Source organism: Labedella phragmitis (assembly GCF_004078635.1).
Classification (GTDB): Bacteria; Actinomycetota; Actinomycetes; order Actinomycetales; family Microbacteriaceae; genus Labedella; species Labedella phragmitis.
Genome location: NZ_RZNB01000004.1, coordinates 105761 through 129124, shown reverse-complemented (window position 1 = coordinate 129124; position 23364 = coordinate 105761). Strand labels below are relative to the sequence as shown.

At 70.4% G+C, this 23364-nt stretch carries 18 protein-coding genes; 10 read left to right on the top strand and 8 right to left on the bottom strand.

Annotated features, from left to right (window positions below; all coding sequences use genetic code 11):
• The first annotated feature begins 42 nt into the window (after positions 1-42).
• The 9 genes from ELQ90_RS11065 to ELQ90_RS11025 all read left to right on the top strand — a co-directional run bounded on the left by ELQ90_RS11065 (position 43) and on the right by ELQ90_RS11025 (position 13618).
• Positions 43-990 (top strand): ABC transporter permease, encoded by a 948-nt coding sequence (locus ELQ90_RS11065; protein WP_128495343.1) that lies wholly within the window; start codon positions 43-45, stop codon positions 988-990.
• A gap of 38 nt (positions 991-1028) precedes the next feature.
• Positions 1029-1889: an ABC transporter permease gene (locus ELQ90_RS11060; RefSeq protein WP_128495546.1), complete on the top strand. Its 861-nt coding sequence runs from the start codon at positions 1029-1031 to the stop codon at positions 1887-1889.
• Positions 1886-3661: a dipeptide ABC transporter ATP-binding protein gene (locus ELQ90_RS11055; protein WP_128495342.1), complete on the top strand. Its 1776-nt coding sequence runs from the start codon at positions 1886-1888 to the stop codon at positions 3659-3661. Before ELQ90_RS11060 ends, ELQ90_RS11055 begins: the two co-directional genes overlap by 4 nt.
• A complete protein-coding gene (locus tag ELQ90_RS11050) occupies positions 3658-5064 on the top strand; it encodes an amidase (RefSeq protein ID WP_128495341.1) in 1407 nt (468 codons plus the stop codon). The genes ELQ90_RS11055 and ELQ90_RS11050 overlap by 4 nt, the downstream gene beginning before the upstream one ends.
• Positions 5065-5131: 67 nt before the next feature.
• Positions 5132-6109: an aldo/keto reductase gene (locus ELQ90_RS11045; RefSeq protein WP_128495340.1), complete on the top strand. Its 978-nt coding sequence runs from the start codon at positions 5132-5134 to the stop codon at positions 6107-6109.
• A gap of 99 nt (positions 6110-6208) precedes the next feature.
• The gene (locus tag ELQ90_RS11040) at positions 6209-7618 is read left to right on the top strand and encodes a serine hydrolase (protein ID WP_128495339.1); all 1410 of its coding nucleotides are present in this window, start codon (positions 6209-6211) and stop codon (positions 7616-7618) included.
• Between the two features lie 80 nt (positions 7619-7698).
• Positions 7699-8532 (top strand): hypothetical protein, encoded by an 834-nt coding sequence (locus ELQ90_RS11035; RefSeq protein WP_208020640.1) that lies wholly within the window; start codon positions 7699-7701, stop codon positions 8530-8532.
• On the top strand, positions 8532-10187 hold the full coding sequence (locus ELQ90_RS11030) for a DNA polymerase Y family protein (protein ID WP_128495338.1): 1656 nt from the start codon (positions 8532-8534) through the stop codon (positions 10185-10187). Before ELQ90_RS11035 ends, ELQ90_RS11030 begins: the two co-directional genes overlap by 1 nt.
• Positions 10187-13618 carry an error-prone DNA polymerase gene (locus ELQ90_RS11025; protein ID WP_128495337.1) on the top strand — a complete coding sequence of 1144 codons (3432 nt, stop codon included), beginning with the start codon at positions 10187-10189 and terminating at the stop codon, positions 13616-13618. The genes ELQ90_RS11030 and ELQ90_RS11025 overlap by 1 nt, the downstream gene beginning before the upstream one ends.
• 71 nt (positions 13619-13689) lie before the next feature.
• Here the strand turns inward: ELQ90_RS11025 and ELQ90_RS11020 are convergent, their stop codons facing one another.
• The 7 genes from ELQ90_RS11020 to ELQ90_RS10990 all read right to left on the bottom strand — a co-directional run bounded on the left by ELQ90_RS11020 (position 13690) and on the right by ELQ90_RS10990 (position 21008).
• Positions 13690-14913 carry an RNA polymerase sigma factor gene (locus tag ELQ90_RS11020; protein WP_128495545.1) on the bottom strand — a complete coding sequence of 408 codons (1224 nt, stop codon included), beginning with the start codon at positions 14911-14913 and terminating at the stop codon, positions 13690-13692.
• A 67-nt stretch (positions 14914-14980) separates the two neighbouring features.
• On the bottom strand, positions 14981-15406 hold the full coding sequence (locus tag ELQ90_RS11015; RefSeq protein WP_128495336.1) for a YciI family protein: 426 nt from the start codon (positions 15404-15406) through the stop codon (positions 14981-14983).
• A 108-nt stretch (positions 15407-15514) separates the two neighbouring features.
• A complete protein-coding gene (locus tag ELQ90_RS11010) occupies positions 15515-16174 on the bottom strand; it encodes an SDR family oxidoreductase (protein WP_128495335.1) in 660 nt (219 codons plus the stop codon).
• A gap of 88 nt (positions 16175-16262) precedes the next feature.
• The gene (locus tag ELQ90_RS11005) at positions 16263-18095 is read right to left on the bottom strand and encodes a gamma-glutamyltransferase family protein (RefSeq protein ID WP_128495334.1); all 1833 of its coding nucleotides are present in this window, start codon (positions 18093-18095) and stop codon (positions 16263-16265) included.
• A 46-nt stretch (positions 18096-18141) separates the two neighbouring features.
• On the bottom strand, positions 18142-19143 hold the full coding sequence (locus ELQ90_RS11000) for an MmpS family transport accessory protein (protein ID WP_128495333.1): 1002 nt from the start codon (positions 19141-19143) through the stop codon (positions 18142-18144).
• A 156-nt stretch (positions 19144-19299) separates the two neighbouring features.
• Positions 19300-20442, bottom strand: a complete 1143-nt coding sequence (locus tag ELQ90_RS10995; protein WP_128495332.1) for a glycosyltransferase — start codon at positions 20440-20442, stop codon at positions 19300-19302.
• A 200-nt stretch (positions 20443-20642) separates the two neighbouring features.
• Positions 20643-21008 carry a MerR family transcriptional regulator gene (locus ELQ90_RS10990; RefSeq protein WP_128495331.1) on the bottom strand — a complete coding sequence of 122 codons (366 nt, stop codon included), beginning with the start codon at positions 21006-21008 and terminating at the stop codon, positions 20643-20645.
• A 77-nt stretch (positions 21009-21085) separates the two neighbouring features.
• Here ELQ90_RS10990 and ELQ90_RS10985 point away from each other — a divergent pair, with 77 nt between their 5' ends.
• Positions 21086-21799, top strand: coding sequence for an SDR family oxidoreductase (locus tag ELQ90_RS10985; protein WP_128495330.1), 714 nt, complete (start codon positions 21086-21088; stop codon positions 21797-21799).
• A gap of 51 nt (positions 21800-21850) precedes the next feature.
• Here the strand turns inward: ELQ90_RS10985 and ELQ90_RS10980 are convergent, their stop codons facing one another.
• Positions 21851-23341, bottom strand: a complete 1491-nt coding sequence (locus ELQ90_RS10980) for a DHA2 family efflux MFS transporter permease subunit (RefSeq protein WP_128495329.1) — start codon at positions 23339-23341, stop codon at positions 21851-21853.
• Between the last annotated feature and the right edge of the window lie 23 nt (positions 23342-23364).

The window sequence follows — 23364 nt, the reverse complement described above, 5'->3', positions numbered from 1 at the left end:
TGACGACCGACGTACGACCACCGAGAGACAAGGAGAGCGAGAATGGCACGACGACTGCTCAGCAGCCTCGGACAGTTCCTCGCCACACTGCTCGTCGCGACCGCGCTCATCTTCGTGATGCTGCGTGTGATGCCGGGTGACCCGGCCGTCGTGGCGCTCGGCATCAACGCGACGCCCGAAGCCCTCGCGCAATGGCGGGCGGAGTACGGCACCGACCAGTCCCTGGCCGTGCAGTACCTGCAGTGGATGGGGGGACTCGTCCGCGGCGACTTCGGCATGTCCTACGTGACGTCGCAGGACCTGTCACCCTTGATCGCCGACCGTGTTCAGGTGACGCTCATCCTCGTGGGCCTCTCGATGGTGGTCGCTCTCCTCGTCGCCGTGCCCCTCGGCGTTCTCGCGGCCGTCCGGCACCGCCACCCGTCCGGCGTCGCCCTCGCCGGGATCTCGCAAGTGGGCGTGGCGGTCCCGAACTTCCTCGTCGGTGTCCTCCTCGTCGCGGTCTTCGCCGTGCACCTCGGATGGTTCCCGTCGGGCGGATGGGTCGCGCCGGCGGACGACCCCGTCCAGTTCCTGCGGCGCCTCGTGCTGCCCGTGATCGCGTTGGGAAGCGTCCAGGCGGCGATCATCACCCGATACGTCCGCTCGGCCGTCCTCGAGATCATGCGCGAGGACTTCCTGCGTACCGCACGTGCGAAGGGGCTCACGAAGGGGGCCGCGCTCGTCCGGCACGGCCTGCGGAACGCGGGAGTCCCCGTTGTGACGATCGTCGGCGTCCAGCTCGCCGCGATGCTCATCGGGTCCGTCGTGATCGAGCGGGTCTTCGTGATCCCGGGCCTCGGCAGCCTCCTCGTCGACTCCGTCGGGAACCGGGATCTCCTTGCGGTCCAGGCGATCGTCGCCGTGCTCGTCCTGCTCGTCATCGTGATCAACCTCCTCGTCGATCTCGCGTACACCGTGCTCGACCCCCGGCTGAGAAAGGCGGCGTGACGATGGCGACATCCCTCGACACAACCGAGTCCGTCGGTATGCCCGTGCCCGCGCCGTCGATCCCAGGGCGTAGCCGCCGCCGAAGCCGTCCCGGGACCCAGCTCGTCGTCGGAGCGGTCCTGATCGCGCTCGTGGCGCTCGTCGCACTCGTCTCGCTCGTGTGGACGCCGTACGATCCCGTGGCGACGGTCGCTTCCGATCGGCTGCAGTTCCCGAGCGCCGCGCACTGGTTCGGCACCGACCGCTTCGGTCGCGACGTGTTCTCGGCGGTGATGGTCGGATCGCAGATCACGCTCATCGTCGGCTTCATCGCCGTGGGGATCGCGGTCATCGTCGGGGTGCCGCTCGGTATCCTCGCGGGGATGCGGCCCGGGCGACTGGGGGACGTCATCATGCGGGGCAACGACATCCTCTTGGCGTTCCCCGGTCTCCTCCTCGCGATCGTCTTCGGCGCGGTCTTCGGAGCCGGGACCGTCACGGCGATGGTCGCGCTCGGCATCGGGTCGATCCCCGCGTTCGCCCGTGTGGCTCGCAGCGGCACCCTCCAGGTCATGAAGACGGACTACGTCTTCGCCGCGCGCGCCGCGAATCGCTCCGAGTTCCGGATCGCGCTGCGGCACGTCCTCCCGAACATCAGCGGGATGATCGTCGTCCAGTGCTCCGTCAACTTCGGAATCGCGGTGCTCGCCGAGGCGGGACTGTCCTTCCTCGGACTCGGCACCATGCCTCCCACCCCGTCGTGGGGCCGGATGCTGCAGGAGTCGCAGCAATTCCTCGGTTCGCACGACTACCTGGCGATCGCCCCCGGCATCGCCATCGCGGTCGCAGTGCTCGGTTTCAATCTCCTCGGAGACGGCCTCCGCGACCGATTCGACCCCAAGATGAGGAGCAGCCGATGACCTGCACCGATTTCGCGGTGGATGTCCGGGGCCTCACGGTCTCCGCGGGCGCAACCACTCTCGTCGACGACGTCACCTTCCGGATCGCCCCCGGTGAGAAAGTGGGTCTCATCGGCGAGTCCGGTTCCGGCAAGTCGGTGACCTCCCTGGCCGTCATGGGCCTCCTGCCCGACACCCTGACGACGAGCGGCAGCGTGACCGTCGCGGGCTCCGACGACAATCTCCTCGGTCGGAGCGATGCGCGTGTCGCGAAGCTCCGCGGGTCCGCCATGTCGATGGTGTTCCAGGAACCCATGACGGCGCTCAACCCGCTCATGCGCGTGGGTCGGCAAGTGGCGGAGATCATGACGATCCACCGGACAGCGTCGACGTCCGAGGCGAGCCGTCGTGCCGTGGAGCTCCTCACCGACGTGGGGCTGCCGAATCCCGCCGAGTCGGCCCAGGCCTATCCTCATCAGCTCTCGGGCGGCCAGAGGCAACGCGTGATGCTCGCGATGGCGCTCGCCAACGATCCCGCGTTGCTCGTGTGCGACGAACCCACCACGGCGCTCGACGTGACGGTGCAGAAGCAGGTGCTCGATCTGGTCCTCCGCTCCGTGACGCAGCGCGGGACGGGACTCCTGTTCATCACCCACGACCTCGCCGTCGTCGCGAGTGTGTGCGAGCGCGTCCTCGTCATGAACCGCGGTGTCGTCGTGGAGGAGGGGCCCATCGAGACCGTCTTCACGCGGCCGCAGCACCCGTACACCCGGGGCCTGCTCGCTGCGTCCGACCTCACCGCGACGGATGCCGACGGCCGACTGTTCACGATCGCGACGGCTGCGGGATATGACCCGTCGCGACTGCGCGCACCGGAGACGAGCGTCCACGAGCAGCCGGTTGCGAGCGTCGTCGCTCCCGCTCCGACTCCCGATCCGACTCCGGCGTCGGCCGAGCGGGCAGCCTCACCCTCTCCCATCGTGAGCGTGCGAGGACTGACGAAGACCTATGTCCGGTCCCGTAGCGGTCTGTTCGGTCGAGCAGCGCGTGTCGATGCCCTTCGCGGTCTCGACTTCGAGATCCACGAGGGGGAGCGCTTCGGCATCGTGGGGGAGTCGGGATCCGGCAAGTCGACGCTCCTGCGCATCCTCTCGGGCCTCGACCAGCCGACGTCTGGAGAGGTGGACGTCGTCGGCACCTCTCTCCGCGGAGCGAAGGAGAAGGACCTCGGGGAGCTGCGACGCAGCCTTCAGATCGTCTTCCAGGATCCGATGGGATCGCTGGACCCGCGGATGAGCGTCGGAGACATCGTCGCGGAGCCCCTCCTCAACCCCGCCAACCTGCGTTCCGGTCTGGCAGCGTCCCCGGCGGAACGCCGACGGCTCGTCGCCGAGATGCTCGACCACGTCGGTCTGCCGACGACCTCCGTCGAGAGGTTCCCCCACGAGTTCTCGGGAGGGCAGCGTCAGCGCATCTCCATCGCTCGAGCCCTCGTCTGCCGACCGCGGGTCCTCGTGGCCGACGAGCCGGTGAGCGCCCTCGACGTCTCGGTCCGCGCCCAGGTCCTCAACCTGCTCGCCGACCTCGTCGACGAATACGGACTCACTCTCGTGTTCGTGTCCCACGACCTCGGGGTCGTCCGTCACCTGTGCGATCGGGTCGCCGTGATGCGTGACGGGCGGATCGTCGAGACGGGGCCGACGGAACGGCTCTACGAGTCCCCGACCCACGACTACACCCGCCAACTCGTCCTCGCGACACCGACCCTTCAGCACACCTTGGAGCATGCGTGAAAGCCTCGACCACCACTCGACTCGGCGCGCTCGCCGCATCCGACATCGCCACCGGTTATCGGGAGGGCGCCTTCACACCCGTCGATGTCGTTCGAGACGTGATCGACGCCGTCGAGGCCCGGAACGACGAACTCAACGTGTTCGCCTCGTTCGTGCCCGCCGAGGTCGTCGCCGATGCGGAGGCGAGTGCCGCCCGATGGGCGGGCGGCGGCGAACTCGGCCCGCTCGACGGCGTCCCGGTCACGGTGAAGGAGAACATGCACCGCCGGGGGGTTGCGTATCGGTCGGGGACGGCCGCCGGGACGCCGGAGTTCCCGCTTTCCGACAACCCTGCGGTCGAGCGCCTGCTCGAGGCGGGTGCCGTCATCGTCGGCTCGACGACCATGCCGGACTGGGGCATGCTGTCCTCCGGAGTGTCGAGTCTCCACGGCATCACCCGCAGTCCGTGGAATCCAGCATGGACCGTCGGCGGGTCGAGCGGCGGCGCCGGTGCCGCCGCCGCCGCCGGGTTCGGACCGATCCACATCGGGAGCGACATCGGAGGCTCGGTGCGGCTCCCGGCGACGTGGGCGGGCCTCGTCGCCCTCAAGCCGAGCGACGGGCGCATCCCGCACGACACGCCGTATTTCGGGCGCTCCCTCGGACCGCTCGGGCGAACCGTCGCCGACGTCGCCCTCGCGATGACCGCCGTCGCTCGTCCGGATTGGCGCGACTACACCGCGCTGCCCGCGGAAGACGTGCCCTGGACTGCGCTCGACCGAGAGGTGCGGGGCCTGCGGATCGCCCTGCAGCTCGATCCGGGGGCCGGCATGGCGGTCGACCCGGAGGTGACCGCATCCGTGCGAGCCGCGGCGGACCTCTTCGCGTCCGCGGGTGCAGAGGTCGTCGAGCTCGCCCCGGCGCTCACCCCCGAGATGCTCGACGCGGTCGACCTCTTCTGGCGCGTGCGCTTCTGGAACACCTACTCGAAACTCTCCGTGACGGATCGGCAGCGGGTCCTGCCCTTCATCGTGCAGTGGTGCTCCGGTGGCGCAGACGTTGCCGGTCGGAGGGTGCTCGAGGCGTACGACACGATCCAGTCGATGCGTGCGGAGACGGTGGCGGCGACGCAGCCGTTCGACCTCGTCCTCTCGCCCGTCTCACCGGTCGCGGCCTTCCCTGCAGAGTGGCCCATGCCGTTCGGCGATGGCGACGAGGGGATGGCGCACATCGCGTATTGCGTGCCCTACAACATGTCAGGCCAGCCCGCGTCGAGCATCAACAGCGGTTTCACGCGGGACGGACGCACGATCGGTCTGCAGATCGCGGGCCGTCGTCACGACGACCTCGGAGTGCTGCGGGCGACCGCGTGGTATGAGTCGGCGCGTCCGGAGGCCGCACGCCCCGTCTTCCCCATCCGCTGACTTCTCGGAGGGGCGATACTGAGTGCGTCGATCGGGGTGATCGACGCATCGGAAGCGAGGAGTGGCCATGGAATACGTCCGGCTCGGTCGAAGCGGTCTGAAGGTGTCGGCGGTGACGCTCGGGTGCATGAGCTACGGCGAACCCGATCGCGGTTCGCACGAGTGGAGCCTCCCGGAGGACGAGAGTCGTCCGTTCATCAGGCGGGCCCTCGAACTCGGCATCACGACGTTCGACACGGCGGACGTCTACAGCGACGGCACGAGCGAGGAGATCGTCGGTCGCGCTCTCCGCGACTTCGCCGAGCGCGAGGACGTCGTCATCGCGACGAAGGTGCACGGCCGGATGCGGCGGAGCCCCAACGGCGGCGGGCTCTCCCGCGCGCACATCCTCTCCGCGATCGACGCGAGCCTGCGCCGGCTCGGCACCGACTACGTCGACCTCTACCAGATCCACCGCTGGGATCCGGAGACCCCCATCGAGGAGACGATGGAGGCGCTTCACGACGTCGTCCGCTCCGGGAAGGCGCGCTACATCGGGGCGTCATCGATGTGGGCGTGGCAGTTCTCCAAGGCGCAGTACACGGCGGATCTCGGCGGCTTCACGCGTTTCGTCTCCATGCAGGACCAGTACAACCTGATCAATCGCGAGGAGGAGCGCGAGATGCACCCGCTCTGCCTCGACCAGGGCGTCGGGGTGCTGCCGTGGTCGCCGCTCGCGCGCGGACGCCTCACGCGCGATTGGGACGACACCACGGTGCGGAGCGAGACGGACGTGTTCGGCCGGAGTCTCTACGGGCAGCGTGAGGAGAGCGATCGCGCGGTGGCGGAGGCCGTGGCGTGGGTCGCGGAGGAACGCGGTGTCCCGCGCGCGCAGATCGCGCTCGCGTGGGTGCGGCAGCAGCGCGCCGTGACCTCGCCGATCGTCGGGGCGACGAAGATCGGCCATCTCGAGGACGCCGTCGCATCCGTCGACATCGAGCTCTCCGAAGCGGAGACCACGACGCTCGAGGCGATGTACGTGCCGCGCGAACCCGAAGGATTCTGAGCCCCGAAGCGTCGCCGGTGCACCCGCCCGCCGGACGCGCTGGGGAAACTCCGTCGGGCGGCGGATGCGCCCTGGACGCCCGGCTGGTGCGATGGAAGCATGACGTCCCTCGCACCGATCCCTCCGACCGACGCCCGTTCCACACCGCGCCGCCGCTCCCGCGCCGTCGCTCTCGCTGCCGCCGCCGCAGCGCTCCTCCTCTCCGCGTGCGGTTCCGGTTCCGGGACCGACGCGGAACCGCACAGGCCTGCGACCCCCGTCGCGATCCCGGAGACCGTCGTCGGAGAACACATCTCGTGGGCGATCGACGCCCTCAACGGAGACATCGAGGTGACACCGGCGTCCGTCGAGGAGCGGCTCGACCAGGCGATGCTCGACGCGGTCACGGGGGAGCAACTCGTCGACATCGTCGATCAACTCGGCGCAGGGAAGCCGTGGGTGCCGACGTCGTACGACGGAACGGACGCCCAGGCGACCGCGACGATCGAGAGCGAGAGTCAGGGCTCGCTCGACGTGCAGGCCTCCGTCGACGCCGAGGGGCTGATCTCAGGGCTGCTCTTCACGCCGACCCCCGCGGAGCGCACGCCCGCCGCGGATTGGGACGAGCTCGAGGAGAACGTCGCGGCCCTCGATGCGCCGACGAGTCTCCAGGTCACCGTCGTGAGTGACGGGGACCCGGAGGACGTCGTCCTGTCCGTCGGTGACGAGGGGGCCCAGCCGCTCGGGTCGATCTTCAAGCTCTACGTCCTCGGCGCCGTCGTGACGGCGGTCTCCGACGGACGGTTGTCGTGGGATGACGAACTCGAGATCACCCCGGACCTCAAGAGCCTGCCGTCCGGCGAGCTCCAGGACGAGGAGGACGGCACAACCGTGACGGTCGGGGAGGCGGCGCAGAAGATGATCGAGATCAGCGACAACACCGCGACCGACATGCTCATGGCCGCGGTCGGTCGGGAGTCCGTCGAACGCGCCCTCGTCGACATGGGCCACTCGGAGCCCGGACTCGACACGCCGTTCCCGTCGACGCGCGCGCTGTTCCAGATCGGCTGGGGCGATGACGGCGCGCTGCGCGAGCCGTGGCGCGACGGCACCGCCGAAGAGCGGACCGCGATCCTCGAGGCGCTGCCGGGAGGGCCCGTCGATGTGGAGGCGACGGATCTCGTCGACGCCGTGTGGACGGACGGCATCGACTGGTTCGCGACCCCGGACGACCTCGTCGCCGCGCACCTCGCGCTGCAGGCGCTCGCCGAGACCGAGGCGGGCGAGCCGGTCCGCGACATCCTCTCGGCGAACGCCGGATTCGCGCCGTCCGTCGTCGAGGGCTGGGACTACGTCGCCTTCAAGGGCGGCAGTTCCGTCGGCGTCCTCGCGGGCAGCTGGTACGTCGAGAAAGGCGACGAGGCGTACGTGATCTCGCTGCAGTCGTCGACGGAGGACCCGGCGCTTCTCGTGGATCAGGCGCTCTACTTCGGGCAGGCCGAGGACGCCGTGAACCTGCTCGCGGGGTGAGGCCGAGCGGCGCGTGACGGGGTTCGCGACGCGCCGCAGCCGGATTGACACATTCGAACATGTGTTCGAATATTTAACCCATGGCATGGGCGGCGATCTCGAGCGACTCCAGTATGGGGTCAGCCGCCGACTCCGCCGTCGGGGGCTCCTCCTTCTCCGGGGGTGACGCCGTCGCGGACGCCCGTGCCTCCCTCGACCGCATCCTCGAACTGCAGGCCCGCATCAAGGGAATGCAGGAGACGAAGCTCGACGCTCGAGCGCTGCCCACGGTCCCGGCTCTCGGTCCGCTGCTCCCGGGGGGAGCGCTGCGAGCGGGATCGAGCTACTCCGTCCATCGGTCGGCGCTGCTCGCGCTCGCCCTGCTCGCGGGACCGAGCGCAGCGGGGTCGTGGTGCGCCGTCGTCGGCATGCCGACGCTCGGCGCTGAGGCTGCGGCTGGCCTCGGCATCGACCTTGAGCGTCTCGTCCTCGTGCCCGACCCGGGGGAGCAATGGCTCGCGGTCACCGCCGCGATGGCCGATGTCGTCACGGTCGTCCTCACCCGTCCGCCGGGACGAGTGAGTCCCGGCGACCTCGCGCGGCTCACGGCGCGGCTGCGGCAGCGCGGGGCGGCGCTCGTCGTGCTCGGGGATTGGCCGCAGAGCGAGGCGACCCTGCGCGTGTCCGGCGGGTCGTGGGAGGGCATCGGCCACGGTCACGGACACCTCGCCGCCCGCCAGGTCACCGTCACGTCGGAGGTCAGAGGTGCGGGTCGCCCCCTCAGCGCGACCCTGTGGCTGCCCGATGCGACCGCAGGGATCAGCGCCGCCGCCCAACCCGCCGCCGTCTCGCCGATCGATCCCTCCGTCCCGGAGCGCTCCGATGCCGAGAGCGCCCGTCCCTCTCGGCACTTGCGTCCGGTGGAGGTGGCGTGATGTCGAGGGCCCGTTCCGCGACGACATCGGGGAGTGTCCCGGGGGCCGAGCCGCCGCGGGTGCTCCTCCTGTGGTGTCCCGATTGGCCGGTGATCGCGGCGGCCGAGGCCGCCGGTCTGCCTCCGTCCGCCCCGCTCGCCCTCGTCGTGAAGGGCGAGATCTTCGCGTGCTCGGCGTCGGCACGTCGGGAGGGCGTCGCGCGCGGGCTCCGGGTGCGGGAGGCGCAAGCGCGCTGTCCCGGGCTCACGGTGCTCCCGTACGACGCCGATCTCGATCATCGCGCCTTCGAACCCGTCATCTCGGCCGTCGAGGCCATCGTCCCCGGGGCTCAGCTCGTCCGCCCCGGAACGCTCGCCGTCAAGGCGCGCGGTCCGAGCCGCTACTACGGCGGCGAGGTGAAGGCGGCGGAAGCGGTGCTCGAGGTCGTGGCCGCCGCCCATCCGGCGGGGCAGGCGGACGATGACGCCGACGGCGTCGTCCCGCCGGGGGCGATCGCACGCGTGGGGGTCGCCGACTCCCTCTTCGCCGCCGAGCAGCTCGCGAAGGCGCGGATGCGCGGGCCGGAGGACGTCGTGCGTGTCGTCCCGGCCGGCCGGACGAGGGAGTTCCTCGCGCCGTTGCCGCTGTCGGTGCTCGAGCGCCCCGAACTCACGACGGTGCTGCGCCGCCTCGGCATCGACACGCTCGGGCACTTCGCCGCCCTCGACGCCGTCGAGGTGCGCGATCGCTTCGGGGAGGACGGGGAGCGGCTGCATGCGCTCTCGTCCGGTCGCGATCCGCGAGACGTCGAGGCACGCACTCCTCCGCCCGACCTCGGTGGTGAGATCGTCTTCGAGACGCCCCTCGATCGCGTCGACCAGATCGCGTTCGCCTTCCGGCAGGTCGCCGACGACATCTTCGACCGGTTGCGGGCCGCGACGCTCGTGGCGACGGCGATCCGCGTCGAGATCGGCCTCGAGGACGTGGGAGTACGCGAGAGGTCCTGGCTGCACCCGCGCTGGTTCACGGCGTCCGACATCGTCGACAGGGTGCGCTGGCAGATCCAGGGCAACGGACGTACGGAGGGACTCGAGGCGGCGGTCGAACGCATCCGCGTGGAACCGGAGAGCGTCGACGCGATGTCGCGTCACGAGCAGGGTCTGTGGGGCACGGGTTCGGACGAACGCGTGCACCACGGGCTCTCCCGCGTGCAGAGCATGGTCGGCCACGACGGTGTGCTCACGGCCCGACTCACGGGAGGGCGCATGCCCGGGCAGCGTCAGGTTCTCGTGCCGTGGGGCGACCGCCCGCCCGGCGGGGAGAAGGCCGTCGCCGAGTCCGCGACACTGCCGTGGCCGGGGGCGATCCCCGGGCCGGCGCCGAGCGTCGTCTTCCCGGAACCGCGCCCCGTCGTCGTCATCGGTCCCGACGGCGCCTCCGTCGAGGTCGACGATCGTGGGGCATTCACGACGCCGCCCGTGCGGTTCGGGATCGGCGAGAAGCCGGAGCGCACGTCGCCGGTGAGCGCGTGGGCCGGCCCGTGGCCCGTCTCGGAGCGGTGGTGGGACACCGCTGCTCGCAGCCTGCAACGCGTCCAGCTCGTCGACGAGGCAGGGCGCGCGTGGCTGCTCGTGCTCGTCGCCCACCGCTGGTGGGCCGAAGCGGTGTACGACTGATGGGCTACAGCAATCCGCCCATCCCGTGGTCCGAGTTCGAGAAGCAGCTCTCCGACCGACGTCGTCCGGGGGCGCCTCCCGTCGGAGCCGACGGCGGCGACGCTCCCGCGTGGTCGCGCAAGCGCTCGCCGTACGTCCCCGACGAGCCGCAACCGCTCGAACCCGCCGGTCCGCGCATCCCCTACGCGGAGCTGCACGCGCACTCGACGTTCAGCTTCCTCGACGGGGCATCCCCTCCCGAGAAGCTCGTCGAGGAGGCCGCCCGGTTGCGCCTCGACGCCATCGGGCTCACCGATCACGATGGTCTCTACGGCGTCGTGAGGCTCGCGGAGGCCGCCGAGGCGCACAACGCGGCCCGCGGTGACGCCCCGGAGCTCGGCACGGTGTTCGGGGCGGAGCTCTCGCTCGGCCTCGGCACTCCCCAGAACGGCGTCCCCGATCCCGAGGGGCGGCACCTGCTCGTGCTCGCGCGCGGCCAGGAGGGCTACCATCGGCTCGCGGCCGCCATCACGTCGGCGCAGCTCGCCGACGGAGCGGAGAAGGGCCGTCCCGTCTACGACCTCGACGACCTCGCCTCGACCGCCGACGGCACGTGGCAGATCCTCACGGGGTGCCGGAAGGGTGCCGTCCGCCACGCCCTCGAGACCGAGGGGCCGGATGGTGCGGAGCGGGAGGTGCGCACCCTCCTCGACCTCTTCGGTCGCGACAACGTCGCTGTCGAGCTCACCGATCACGGCAATCCGGCGGACAGCACCGCGAACGACGCCCTCGCGCGCATCGCTGCGCGATTGGGGCTCCCCGTGCTCGCGACGGGGAACGTCCACTACGCGACACCGCGCGAGTTCCCCGTCGCGACGGCGCTCGCGGCCGTGCGTGCTCGGCGCAGCCTCGACGAGCTCGACGGCTGGCTCCCCGCCGCCCCGACGGCGCACGTCCGCAGCGGCGCGGAGATGGCCGCACGGTTCGCGCGCTACCCCGGCGCCGTGGAGCGCACCGTCGACTACGCCGCGGAGCTCGGCTTCCGTCTGCGGAGCCTCAAGCCGGGATTGCCGAAGCAAGAGGTCCCCGCCGGGCACACGCCCATGAGCTGGTTGCGCGAGCTCACATGGCGAGGAGCCGAGCGCCTCTACCCGGACATGGACGAGGCGAAGCGCACCCGTATCGAACGGGAACTCCAGGTGATCGAGGAGAAGGACTTCCCGGGCTACTTCCTCATCGTGCACGACATCGTGCAGTTCGCGCGGAAGCGCGGCATCCTCTGCCAGGGGCGGGGGTCGGCGGCGAACTCGGCCGTCTGCTACCTCATCGACATCACGGCCGTCGACTCCATCCGCTACGGGCTGCCCTTCGAGCGGTTCCTGTCGAGCATGCGCGACGAGGAGCCCGACATCGACGTCGACTTCGACTCCGATCGCCGGGAAGAGGTCATCCAGTACGTCTACGAGAAGTACGGCCGCTTCAACGCCGCGCAGGTCGCGAACGTCATCACCTACCGCCCGAAGGGCGCCGTGCGCGACATGGCGAAGGCTCTCGGTCACAGCCCCGGTCAGCAGGACGCGTGGTCGCGCCAGGTCGAGAGATGGGGCGCGCTCACCTCGACGGAGGACCACGACATCCCCGACGCCGTCATCGGGCTCGCGCAGGAGGTCATGGGGTTTCCTCGCCACCTCGGCATCCACTCGGGCGGAATGGTGCTGACCGATCGACCCGTCGGCGAGGTGTGTCCCATCGAGAACGCGCGTATGGAGAAGCGCACGGTGCTGCAGTGGGACAAGGACGACTGCGCCTGGATGGGACTCGTGAAGTTCGACCTCCTGGGTCTCGGCATGCTCGCGGCGCTGCAGTACTCCTTCGATCTCGTGGCCGACCACTGCGGTGAGCGGTGGGACCTCCAGACGATGCCGAAGGAGGAGCAGGGCGTCTACGACCAGTTGTGCCGCGCCGACTCGATCGGCGTCTTCCAGGTGGAGAGCCGTGCGCAGATGGGCACGTTGCCGCGCCTGCTGCCCCGGCGGTTCTACGACCTCGTGATCGAGGTCGCGCTCGTGCGCCCCGGTCCCATCCAGGGCGGCGCCGTGCACCCCTACATCCGCCGTCGCACGGGGGAGGAGGCCGTGAGCTACCTGCACCCGCTGCTCGAGCCCGTGCTCGAGCGCACGCTCGGCGTTCCGCTCTTCCAGGAACAGCTCATGCAGATGGCCATGACGGTCGGCGGTTGCACCGGCGAGGACGCCGACCTGCTGCGGCGCGCGATGGGTTCGAAGCGCGGCCAGGAGAGGATCGAGACGCTGCGCGAGAAGCTCTACGCCGGGATGGCGGGCAACGGCATCGTGGGGGACGACGCCGACACCATCTACTCGAAGATCCAGGCGTTCGCGAACTTCGGCTTCGCGGAGAGCCACTCGATCAGTTTCGCCCTGCTCGTCTACGCGAGTTCGTGGATGCGGCTGCACTACCCGGCTGCGTTCCTCGCCGCCCTCCTCCGAGCGCAGCCGATGGGCTTCTACTCGCCGCAGAGCCTCGTCGCCGATGCGCGCACCCACGGCGTCACGGTGCTGCGCCCCGACATCCTGCTCTCGGGCGTCGAGGCGGGGCTCGAGCCCCTCGATGCGGACGTGATCGGGCATACCGGCCCCGATGCGTGCGTGAGCGGCGAACAGCCCCCCGTCGGTCCGTTCGACCGCAACGCCCCGTTCGACACGCGCGACCACCGGCGCGACGGCCACCACGCCGTCCGTCTCGGTCTCGCCGAGGTGGGGTCGCTCGGAAAGCGCAAGGCCGCGCAGATCGTCGCGGAGCGGGAGCGGGGCGGCCCGTTCCTCGACATGTCGGACCTCGCCCGCCGGGTGGGACTCACCACTCCGCAGCTCGAGGCGCTCGCCGCCGCCGGCGCCTTCGAGGGCTTCGGCGAGTCACGACGTTCGTCGATGTGGGGGGCGGCCCATGCCGCCGCCGAGCGTCCCGACCAACTCGCGGGCACGCAGGTCACGGTGCAGCCGCCGCTCTTCGGCATGATGACGGACGCCGAGCGACTCATCGCGGACCTGTGGTCGACGGGGGTGTCTCCCGACGATCACCCCATGCGGCATCTGCGCGCCCCGCTCGACGATCGCGGCGTGCTCCCCGTCGAGGCGCTCCGCACGGCCGAGTCCGGCCGCCGCATCGAGGTCGCGGGGGTCGTGACGCATCGTCAGCGCCCGGCGACGGCGAGCGGCATCACCTTCATGAACCTCGAGGACGAATCGGGGCTCGTCAACGTCGTGTGCAGCGTGGGTGTGTGGGGGCGCTACCGCCGCGTCGCCCGGGAGGCCCCGGCGATGATCGTGCGCGGTGTGCTCGAACGCTCACCCGACGGCGTCATCAACGTCGTGGCGGACCGGATGGAGTGGCTCACGATGGCCGCGCGCACGACGTCCCGCGACTTCCACTGACCAGAGAGCTACACCCGCCTGAGGGCGCCAGTTCCTCCTACCGCCCTCGACCCCCGACTACCGCCCTCGGCTCAGTCCGCCGCGTCGATCCTTCGCTGCAGGAGGGCGCGCTCCCGCTCATTGCCCGTGAGTCGCGCGGCCTCGACGAACTCGGCCTTCGCCTCCGCCCGCCGACCGAGCCGGTGGAGCAGTTCGCCCCGCACGCTCGGCAGCAGGTGGTACCCCCGGAGCGCTCCTGACGCGACGAGCTCGTCGACGATCCGGAGCGCGGTCGCCGGTCCTTCGGACATCGACACCGCCACCGCCCGATTGAGCTCGACCACGGGCGACGGCGCGAGGCGGCCGAGAGCCTCGTAGAGGATCGAGATGCGCTCCCAGTCGGTGTCGTCCGCACGGAGCGCCGTCGCGTGGCACTGCGCGATTCCCGCTTGCAGCCCGTAGTACCCGCGCCCCCGCCCGAGGGCGTCCTGCCGGGAGAGTGCGGCAGAGCCGCGCGCGATGAGGGTGCGATCCCACCGCGACCTGTCCTGGTCGAGCAGGAGGATCGGCTCGCCGTCCGGAGTGGTCCGAGCGCCGAAGCGCGACGCCTGGAACTCGAACAGCGCGACGAGACCGTGCGCCTCCGGCTCACGCGGCACGAGTTCGGCGAGGGAACGGGCGAGCCGGAGCGCCTCGAGTGCGAGCTCCGGACGCATCCAGTCGCCTCCGGCGCTCGCCGCGTAGCCCTCGTTGAAGACGAGGTAGAGGACGCCGAGCACCGACGACAGTCGCTCCGGGAATTCCGACCGCCCCGGCACCTCGAACGGCACGTGCGCGGCGCGGAGCGTCTTCTTCGCCCGCACGATCCGCTGCTGGACCGTCGCGGTCGGCACGAGGAACGCGCGGGCGATCTCCTCCGTCGTGAGACCCCCGACGACGCGCAGTGTCAGCGCGACCTGCTGCTCGCGCGCGAGCACGGGGTGGCATGCCGTGAAGACGAGGCGCAGCACGTCGTCGTCGATCGTGTCCGGGTCCCACGGCGGGGCGTCGGTGTCGAGGGCGTTCTCGAGATCGTGGGCCATCGCCGCGTAGCGGTCGTCGAGGCGTTCCCGCCGCCGCCACCCGTCGATCGCCTTGCGCTTCCCGACGGCCGTGAGCCAGGCCCCGGGATTCGCCGGGACGCCTTGTTCCGGCCACTGCCGGAGGGCGTCGAGCACGGCCTCCTGGGCGAGATCCTCGGCGAGGCCGACGTCGCCGACGTAGCGGGCGAGGGTGGCGACGATCCGCGCGGACTCGATCCGCCAGACCACCGCCATCCGGCGACCGATCGCCTCCGCTCCGTTCACCGGGGTCGTCCCCTCAGCCCGACGAGGCCCGCTCGGCCTACTCCGCCTTCTTGGCCTCGGCGTCGGCGATCCACTGGGCTTCCTTCTGGATCCACTCGTTGTCCTGCGGGAAGTCCTCGAGCTCGGTCACTCGACGGACCTCGAGCTTCGAGCCCGGGCCGAGCGGGCAGCGGCTCGCCCACTCGACCGCCTCCTCCTTGCTCGACACCTGCAGGATCCAGAATCCGTTGAACAGCTCCTTCGTCTCTCCGTACGGTCCGTCGGTGACGACGGGCGGCTGGGAGGAGAAGTCGACGACGACCCCCTCCGACGCGTCGGTCAGACCCTCGCCGGCGGCCATGACGCCCGCGTTGACGAGCGACTCGTTGTACCGACCCATGCGCTCGATGACCTCCTCGAACGGGATGTCCTTGTACGCCTCGACCGCCGCGTCGTCCGACCGCATGATGAGCATGTACTTCATGGTGTTCTCCTTCGTCGATGAGGGCTCGATGTGGTGCCCTCACCTCTGCGTCGAACGTAGTGGACGTGGATCGACAGCCGGAGCGACTTTCCTCGATCTTTCCTCCGGCTACCGCGCGAGGGCGTCGAGTGCCTCGTCGATGGTCGAATCGCCCGACAACGCCGTGAAGGTCACGCCGGCGAGGTCGTCGCGCTCGAGGACGGCGGCGATGACGTTCGCGACGTCGCCGCGCGGGATCGGTCCCCGCGTGTCCTCGGGCACGAGGGCGACGGATCCGGAACCGGCGTCGTCGGTGAGGCTGCCGGGACGGATGATCGTCCAGTCGAGATCGAGCGCCCTGACGCCTTCCTCCGCCGCGCGTTTCGCCTCGAGGTAGACGCGGAAGACCTCGTCGTCGACCTCGTCGAGCGGGGTCGTGACACCGATCGACGAGATGAGGACGTAGCGTCTGACGCCCGCCGCGACGGCAGCGTCTCCGAGGAGCACGGCGGCGTCGCGATCGACGGTGAGTTTGCGTTCGGCGCCGCTGCCCGGTCCCGCGCCCGCGGCGAAAACCACTCCGTCGACGCCCTCGAGCGCTCGAGCGAGCGTGTCGACGTCGGTCCGCTCGAGGTCGAGGACGATGTCGGTCGCTCCGTGTGCGAGGAGGTCCGATCGCTGCTCGGGATTGCGGATGATGCCGCGCACGTCGTGCCCGGCGCTGGTCAGGGTGCGGGAGAGAAGCAGGGCGATCTTGCCGTGCCCGCCCGCGATCGCGAAGGTAGCCATGGCGTGATCCTACGGCGGGTCCGGCGGGCGGTGGAGGGGGTCGCGCTCGTGCGCCGACCGTGCGTCGGCTGCCCGGTCTGCCGGTCGGTCAGCGGCCTGCCGCGTAGCCTTGCATGCCGCGCGGATTAGCGGCCGCGGAGAGCTCCCCCGTCGCCGGATCGCGGCGCACGCTCGAGAGACGACCGAGCGACCAGGCCCCGGCGCGTGAGACCACGTGCCCCTTGGCGCTGAGGGCCTCGAGGACCTCGTCGCCGACACGATCCTCGACGACGAGGCCTCCCGGCTCCCACACGCGGGGCCAGAAGGAGCTCACGTGTGCGGTCGTGTGGAAGGCGGGAGCGTCGATGGCCTGTTGCTGGCTGTATCCGAAGACGATCGTCCTGATCAGATAGAGCAGCTGCCACTGGTCCTGCTGGTCGCCTCCGGGGGTGCCGAGTGCCTCGACGCTCACGCCGTCGCGGAGCAGCATCGTCGGCGAGAGGGTGGATCTCGGCCGCCGTCCGGGCCGCAGCGCCGACGGCGAGCCCTCGTCGAGCCACGTCATCTGCAGGCGCGTGCCGAGGCAGAAGCCGAGTCCGGGGATGGTGGGGGAGGACTGGAGCCAGCCGCCCGACGGGGTCGCGGACACGAGATTGCCCCAGCGGTCGACGACGTCGACGTGGCAGGTGTCACCGCGCGTGTATCCGGAGGCGTCCTCGTCGGGCACGATCGCGTCGTCGGAGCGGACTGTCGGTTCGCCCGTCCCCGCCGTTGGTGAGCCTGCCGCAGCGGCCATGACGGAGGGAATCGCCCACGGCTCCCGACCGGAGACGGTGCCGGGCCGCAGTTCGTGCGACGCGGTGTCCGCGATGAGCGCGCGCCGCTCGGCCACGTAGGCGGGGGAGAGCAGCTCCGCGAGCGGGACGTCCTCGGCGTGGTCGGGGTCGCCGTACCACGCGTCGCGATCCGCGAGCGCGAGCTTCAGAGCTTCCGCGATCGTGTGGATGCCTTCTGCCGTGTCGGGGTCGATCCGCTCATCCGGGAGGCCGTCGAGGATCGCGAGGGTCTGGAGGAGGGCGGGTCCCTGCGCCCACGGACCGGTCTTCGCGACGTCGATCCCGCGGAAGCGGAAGACCGTCGGCTCCTCGTACCCGGCGTCGAAGGCGGCGAGGTCGGCGGCCGCGATCACCCCGGCGTGGTCGGCTCCGCTCGAGTGCCGGTGCGGTGTCGCCACGAAGCGCTCGATCGCCTCCGCGACGAAACCGTGCGACCACTCGCGGCGTGCCGCCTGGATGCGCTCCTCGCGCGTCGTCGCCGTCTCACCCGCCCCGATGAGCCGGTCGAGCACGTCGGCCCACGCGGGATACGTGATCATCTCGCCGACGCGCGGGGCGCGGCCGTCTCGGAGCCAGAGCTCCGCCGATCCCGACCAGTGCTCGGAGAAGTGGTCCCTCATCCGGTCGATCGTTCGCGCGGCCGTCGCGCCGATCGCGTGACCGGCGCGGGCGTAGTGCAGAGCGAAGGACAGGACGTCGGCGAGCTCCATCGTGCCGTGGTCCTCGAGCACGCGGAACCAGGCCATCACGGAACCCGGCACGGCCGCCGCGAGGGCACCGGCGCCGGGCACCTCGGTGAGGCCCTCGGCGCGGTAGTGCTCGATCGTCGCTCCCGCCGGCGCGGGACCCTGGCCGACGAGCACACGAGGTGCCGAACCGTCGGCGGGGGCGATGATCGCGTTCATGTCACCGCCCGGCCCGTTGAGGTGCGGCTCCACGAGGTGGAGGACGAATCCCGCCGCGACGGCCGCGTCGAACGCGTTGCCGCCGCGTTCGAGGACCGCCTGGCCGCTCGCGGTCGCGAGCCAGTGCGTCGAGGCCACCATGCCGAAGGAGCCGCGGAGGGTGGGACGGGTGGTGAAGGCGTCGTCGCCGGGAGAGGTCATGCGCGGGGGGACTTCCTGTCGTTCGCGGATCGGTGACGGAGCGAGGTCAGTCGAGCACGTTGCTCGCGAGGCACGAGACGGTACCGAACTCGCCCTCCGAGTCGTCCGTCGCCACGACCTTGCCGTCGACGGTGATGCTGCACGAGATCGGGCCCGTGTCGTCCGGGCCGTTCGTCGCCGTGACGCTGAAGGTCGAGAAGTCGAACTCCCCGCCGATGGTCGCGTCGAACTCCTCGGTCCACGGCAGGGCTTGGCCGTCGAGCGACTGGACGTCGCTGTCCGCCCCGTCCGAGAAGGAGAAGTAGACGATCGAGGCGCCCGTTGCCTCGCCCTCGACCTCGTAGACGACCTCGACGTCCTGCGGCTCCCCGGACCCGTCCGACGGGAACGCCGAGGAGTCGGGCACGTTCTCGGCGATCTCGCCGACCGCCCATGTCGTGAACCCGACCGTGTAGACGACCGCGAACACGATCGAGAGCACGAGTGCGAGGGCCGAGACGATCGTTCCTGCGATCGCCAGTCCCTTCTTCCGGTTCCTCCGCACGAGGCCCACGATGCCGAGTACGAGCCCGACGAGCGCGATCACACCGCTCACGTAGTTGACGATGGGGACGAACGAGAGCACGAGGGCGACGCCGCCGACGATGAGGGCCGCGAGACCGACGCCGTTCTTGCCCGGGGTGCCGCTCGAGCCGTCACCACCGGTGCCCGGGGTGTACGGGGGTTGTGATCCGTAGGGTGGCTGTGATCCGTAGGGTGGCTGCGATCCGTATGAGGGCTGCGATCCGTAGGGCTGCTGTGACGCGTACGGCGGCTGTGACGCGTACGGCTGCTGCGACCCGTACGGCGGCTGTGACGCGTACGGCTGCTGCGACCCGTACGGCTGCTGCGACCCGTACGGCGGCTGTGCAGCCGAGGGTCCGGGGTTCGCGAACGGCTCGGTCGGCTGCGGCGCGGCCCGCTCGGTCGGTTGCGCGGAGCTCTCGGCGTCGTCGGGAGAGCCGGCTGTCGACGGGTTCGGGTCGAGAGGATCGTTCGGCGTGGACATGCGTCGAGTCTTCCAGACGGGTGTCCAGCGTGCACAGGCTGGACGCGACGTAGCGCGAATGATTCGGTTGATCGCGCTGGATTCGCGACCTCGACCGGGGCCTCATGAGCCTCGCGCCGGCCATCGCCGCGTCCTGACGGCGGTCGCCGGAGCGGTTCAGCTCGCCAGGCGCTCCGGCTCGACCGCCCCGGCGGCCGACTGCTCGGTCGCGATGGACGAGACGCGGGCCTTTCGCTGCGGCGCGTAGACGACGAGCGAGTGGAACGTGAAGCGGACGATGAACGCGATCGCGAGGGTCACCGTCGTCGCCACGGTGGCATGCATGATGCCCGCCGAGACCGCGGCGGTCGCGATCGGGATGCGGATCGCCGACTCGATGTTGTTGAACGCGAACGACTTCCACAGGCGCTTCCAGGTGGAGCCGGACTCCTCGCGGAGATCGGAGAAGACGAAGCGCTCGAGGAGGATGAAGTTGCCGATGATCGTGACCTCGGCGCCGATGATGGACGCGGCGAGGTACGACATCCCGAGCGAGGTCAGCAGTGCGACGATCGCGATGTTCGCGACGGCGCCGAGCCCGCCGACGAGCGCGAAACCGGAGAGCCGGCCGAAGCGCAGCATGGCGAGCTGCATGAGGAAGCGGAAGCCCTGGACGAGGCTCGCCTTGGACTCGCCCCCGAACCGTTCGGCGAAGTCGAACGGGATCTCGGCGACGCGGAAGGGCCGTCGGGCGAGGAGTTCGAGCAGGATCTTGAATCCGCGCGGCTGGAGCTCGTCGGGGACGACGGACGGGCGGTGCACGAGGAAGAAGCCGGTCATCGGGTCGGTGCAGTCGCGAAGCCGGATCGGGAACATCGCCTTCGTGACGAGCGTCGAAGCGCGTGACACGAGCGTACGGAGACCGTTCGCGAGTCCGTGGGCCGTGCCGTCGCCGACGTAGCGGGATGCGACGACGACGTCGACGTCTCCCCGACGGGCGCGGGCCACGAGTGTCGGGATGACCTCCGGCGGGTGCTGCAGGTCGCCGTCCATCACGAGGCACCAATCGGACCGCGCGATCGCCATGCCCTCGAGGACCGCGCCGCTGAGGCCGCCCTGGGGGTCGTCGCGATGGAGGAGCCGGACGGGCATCGTCGCGAGCGCGGCGACCTCGGCGATCACCGCGGGTGTCTCATCGGTCGAGTCGTCGACGAAGACGATCTCGGCGTCGGTCCCCGCCACGGAGAGCTGGATGCGACGCACCAGCTCGGCGACGTTCGGCGCCTCGTTGAAGGTCGGGATGATGATGGTGAGATCCATGGGTCTCTCTTCGTCAGGGCAACGGCGATCATCGTTGCGGAGGTGACGCCGAGTCCGGGCGCGCGGGTGATTCCTGAACGGTCATCAGCGTAATCGGACGTGAGGAACCCTCGCAATCGTTCCGCTGCCTGTTGTGAGCATCCCCCACCCCCCAGTTCGCGGGGGTGCTGGCGATGCGGCAGTGCTCGTCCCGAGCCGCTTCACGCGGCGGATCGGTCGCCCTCGTCGCGCCGTGCCGCGTCCTCGATGACGAGAGACAAGCGATCCCGCGCCGTCGTCAGTTCCGCGATCTGCGCGTCGATGCGCCGCCGTTCTCCCGCGAGCATCTCGCGCTGCTCGCGCGTCGTCGTGCCGGACCCCATGCAGGGCATCATCTCAAGGATGCGCCTGCTCGGGAGGCCGGCGGAGAGGAACACGCGGATCAGGTGGACGTAGTCGATGGCGTCCTCGCGATACACGCGCTGGCCGCTCGGCGTCCGGTCTGACCGGAGGAGCCCTTGCGCCTCGTAGTACCGGAGCGAACGGACACTCGCTCCCGTCCGTTCCGACAGTTCCCCGATGCGCATGCGTCTCCTCGCTTGACCCTGACACTGATGTCAGGTCCTACGGTACTGGAGTCAGTCATCGAAAGGACCATCACCACATGGACATCAGTACCTCCGTCGCCCTCGTCACGGGAGCCAACCGCGGCATCGGTCGCGAGTTCGCCCGTATCCTCGTCGAGCGGGGCGCGACCGTCTACGCGACCGCCCGGCGTCCCGAATCGATCGACCTCGAGGGTGTGCGCGCCCTGCGTCTCGACATCACGGACCCGGAGAGTGTCCGGGCTGCGGCCGAAGCGGCGTCCGACGTGACGCTGCTCGTCAACAACGCGGGCATCACGACGGGTGCCGACCTCGTCTCGGGCGACCTCGGGAAGATCCGCCTCGAGCTCGACACCCACTTCTGGGGAACACTCTCGATGATCCGCGCGTTCGCTCCCGTCCTCACGGCCAACGGCGGCGGCGCGATCGCGAACGTCCTCTCGGCCCTGTCGTGGTTCAGCGCTCCGGGCGCGGGTGCCTACCACGTGGCGAAAGCCGCCGAATGGGCGCTCACGACGAGTGTCCGGGCCGAGCTCGCAGGCCGAGGCGTCAGTGTCACGGGTGTGCACCTCGGTGCGGCCGACACCGACATGATGCGGGGGTACGACGGGCCGAAGATCACGCCGGCACAGGTGGTCGAGGCGGCGCTCGCCGGGGTGGAGGCGGGCTCCGCCGAGGTGCTCGTCGACGACTGGTCGCGCTTCGTCAAGGCCGGGGTCTCCGAGACGCCGGAGGCCTTCTACGAGAGCATCCGCACCGGTCTCGCCGGCTGACGGCGCGCGGCGGTGCGGCTCTCCCGCACCGCCGCTCGCGGGCGCTCGTCGTCAGAGCGCCGCGACGGGCTCGGTCGACTGCGCGGCGGGCGAGTGCGACAGCGACAGTCCCTGTCCGCGTCGGCGGAAGAGCAGGGCAGAGAGGACGGCGCCGACGGCGAAGAACCCCGCGCCCCACCAGTACGCGGTCGAGTAGCCGGCGATCGCGGCGTGTACGCCGACGGCCTGGGTGACGGAAGCGTGATCCGTGAGGTAGTCGGACACGGCCGTCGCCGCGAGCGTGTTGAGCAGTGCCGTGCCGATGGAGCCGCCGACCTGCTGGCTCGTGTTGACCATCGCCGAGGCGACGCCGGCGAATTCGCGGTCGACGCCGAGGGTCGCCGTCTGCATGGACGCCGGCATGATCGTTCCCATCGCCGTCCCGAGCACCATGAGCGCCGGCAGGATCGAGGCGGCGTACGAGCTCGACTCGTCTGCGAAGGTCAGGAGCACCATGCCGAGTGCGCCGAGGGTCATTCCGGTCGGCACGAGGATCTTCGGTCCGAGTCGAGGAACCAGCACGTTCGTTCCGACCTGAGCGGCGACGACGAGCATCCCGATCATCGGGAGGAAGGACAGGCCGGTCTGGATCGGCGAGTAGCCGAGCGTCGTCTGCAGGTAGTAGGTGACGAAGAGGAAGATCCCGAACATGCCGGCTCCCGCGATGAGCACCGAGCTGTAGGCGGCGCCGCGGTTGCGGTCGAGCACGATCGAGAGCGGAAGTAGCGGGTGGGCCGCGCGACGCTGCCACGCCACGAAGGCGACGAGCAGCACGGCGGCGCCGACGAGCATGAGCCACGTCACGGGCGCGTCCCACCCTTGCGTCTCCGCGTTGGAGAAGCCGTACACGAGTCCGAAGAGGGCGGCGGAGACGAGCACCGTGCCGGGGAGGTCGAGTCGAGGCCGCGGTCCGCTCCGGGTGATGGTGGGGACGAAGAGGAAGGCGCCGACGAGGGCGATCGCGGCGATGATGACGTTGATGTAGAGGTTCCAGCGCCAGTCGAGGGCTTCCGTGAGGAAGCCGCCGAGCAGTAGTCCGACGGCGCCGCCCGCTCCGGCGATCGCCCCGAACACGCCGAACGCCCTGGCGCGCTCCTGGGGGATGACGAAGGTCGTGGTGAGAACGGCGAGGGCCGTGGGCGCGAGCAGGGCGCCGAAGACGCCTTGGAGCGCACGCGCGGCGACGAGGAGCTCGAACGACGTCGCGGCGCCACCGAGCGCCGACGCGACGGCGAAGCCGATGAGGCCGATGACGAAGGTGCGCTTGCGGCCCATGAGGTCGGAGAGTCGACCGCCGAGCAGGAGCAGGCTCGCGAACGCGAGGGAGTACGCCGTGATGACCCACTGGCGCTCGCCGTCCGAGAAGCCGAGGTCTGCTTGAGCGGCAGGGAGTGCGATGTTCACGACGGTGGCGTCGAGCACGACCATGAGCTGGGCGAGCCCGACGACGACGAGGGTGATCCAGCGACGACCGTCCGTCGCCGGGGAAGAGGAATCTGACATGAGCGTCACTCTATACGGTACTG

What these genes read in the sequence shown, in the direction of transcription:
- ELQ90_RS11065 (WP_128495343.1), top strand. Translation starts at nt 43, where the DNA reads ATGGCACGACGACTGCTCAGCAGCCTCGGACAGTTCCTCGCCACACTG.
- ELQ90_RS11060 (WP_128495546.1), top strand. Translation starts at nt 1,029, where the DNA reads ATGCCCGTGCCCGCGCCGTCGATCCCAGGGCGTAGCCGCCGCCGAAGC.
- ELQ90_RS11055 (WP_128495342.1), top strand. Translation starts at nt 1,886, where the DNA reads ATGACCTGCACCGATTTCGCGGTGGATGTCCGGGGCCTCACGGTCTCC.
- ELQ90_RS11045 (WP_128495340.1), top strand. Translation starts at nt 5,132, where the DNA reads ATGGAATACGTCCGGCTCGGTCGAAGCGGTCTGAAGGTGTCGGCGGTG.
- ELQ90_RS11040 (WP_128495339.1), top strand. Translation starts at nt 6,209, where the DNA reads ATGACGTCCCTCGCACCGATCCCTCCGACCGACGCCCGTTCCACACCG.
- ELQ90_RS11035 (WP_208020640.1), top strand. Translation starts at nt 7,699, where the DNA reads ATGGCATGGGCGGCGATCTCGAGCGACTCCAGTATGGGGTCAGCCGCC.
- ELQ90_RS11030 (WP_128495338.1), top strand. Translation starts at nt 8,532, where the DNA reads ATGTCGAGGGCCCGTTCCGCGACGACATCGGGGAGTGTCCCGGGGGCC.
- ELQ90_RS11025 (WP_128495337.1), top strand. Translation starts at nt 10,187, where the DNA reads ATGGGCTACAGCAATCCGCCCATCCCGTGGTCCGAGTTCGAGAAGCAG.
- ELQ90_RS11020 (WP_128495545.1), bottom strand. Translation starts at nt 14,913, where the DNA reads ATGGCGGTGGTCTGGCGGATCGAGTCCGCGCGGATCGTCGCCACCCTC.
- ELQ90_RS11015 (WP_128495336.1), bottom strand. Translation starts at nt 15,406, where the DNA reads ATGAAGTACATGCTCATCATGCGGTCGGACGACGCGGCGGTCGAGGCG.
- ELQ90_RS11010 (WP_128495335.1), bottom strand. Translation starts at nt 16,174, where the DNA reads ATGGCTACCTTCGCGATCGCGGGCGGGCACGGCAAGATCGCCCTGCTT.
- ELQ90_RS11005 (WP_128495334.1), bottom strand. Translation starts at nt 18,095, where the DNA reads ATGACCTCTCCCGGCGACGACGCCTTCACCACCCGTCCCACCCTCCGC.
- ELQ90_RS11000 (WP_128495333.1), bottom strand. Translation starts at nt 19,143, where the DNA reads ATGTCCACGCCGAACGATCCTCTCGACCCGAACCCGTCGACAGCCGGC.
- ELQ90_RS10995 (WP_128495332.1), bottom strand. Translation starts at nt 20,442, where the DNA reads ATGGATCTCACCATCATCATCCCGACCTTCAACGAGGCGCCGAACGTC.
- ELQ90_RS10990 (WP_128495331.1), bottom strand. Translation starts at nt 21,008, where the DNA reads ATGCGCATCGGGGAACTGTCGGAACGGACGGGAGCGAGTGTCCGTTCG.
- ELQ90_RS10985 (WP_128495330.1), top strand. Translation starts at nt 21,086, where the DNA reads ATGGACATCAGTACCTCCGTCGCCCTCGTCACGGGAGCCAACCGCGGC.
- ELQ90_RS10980 (WP_128495329.1), bottom strand. Translation starts at nt 23,341, where the DNA reads ATGTCAGATTCCTCTTCCCCGGCGACGGACGGTCGTCGCTGGATCACC.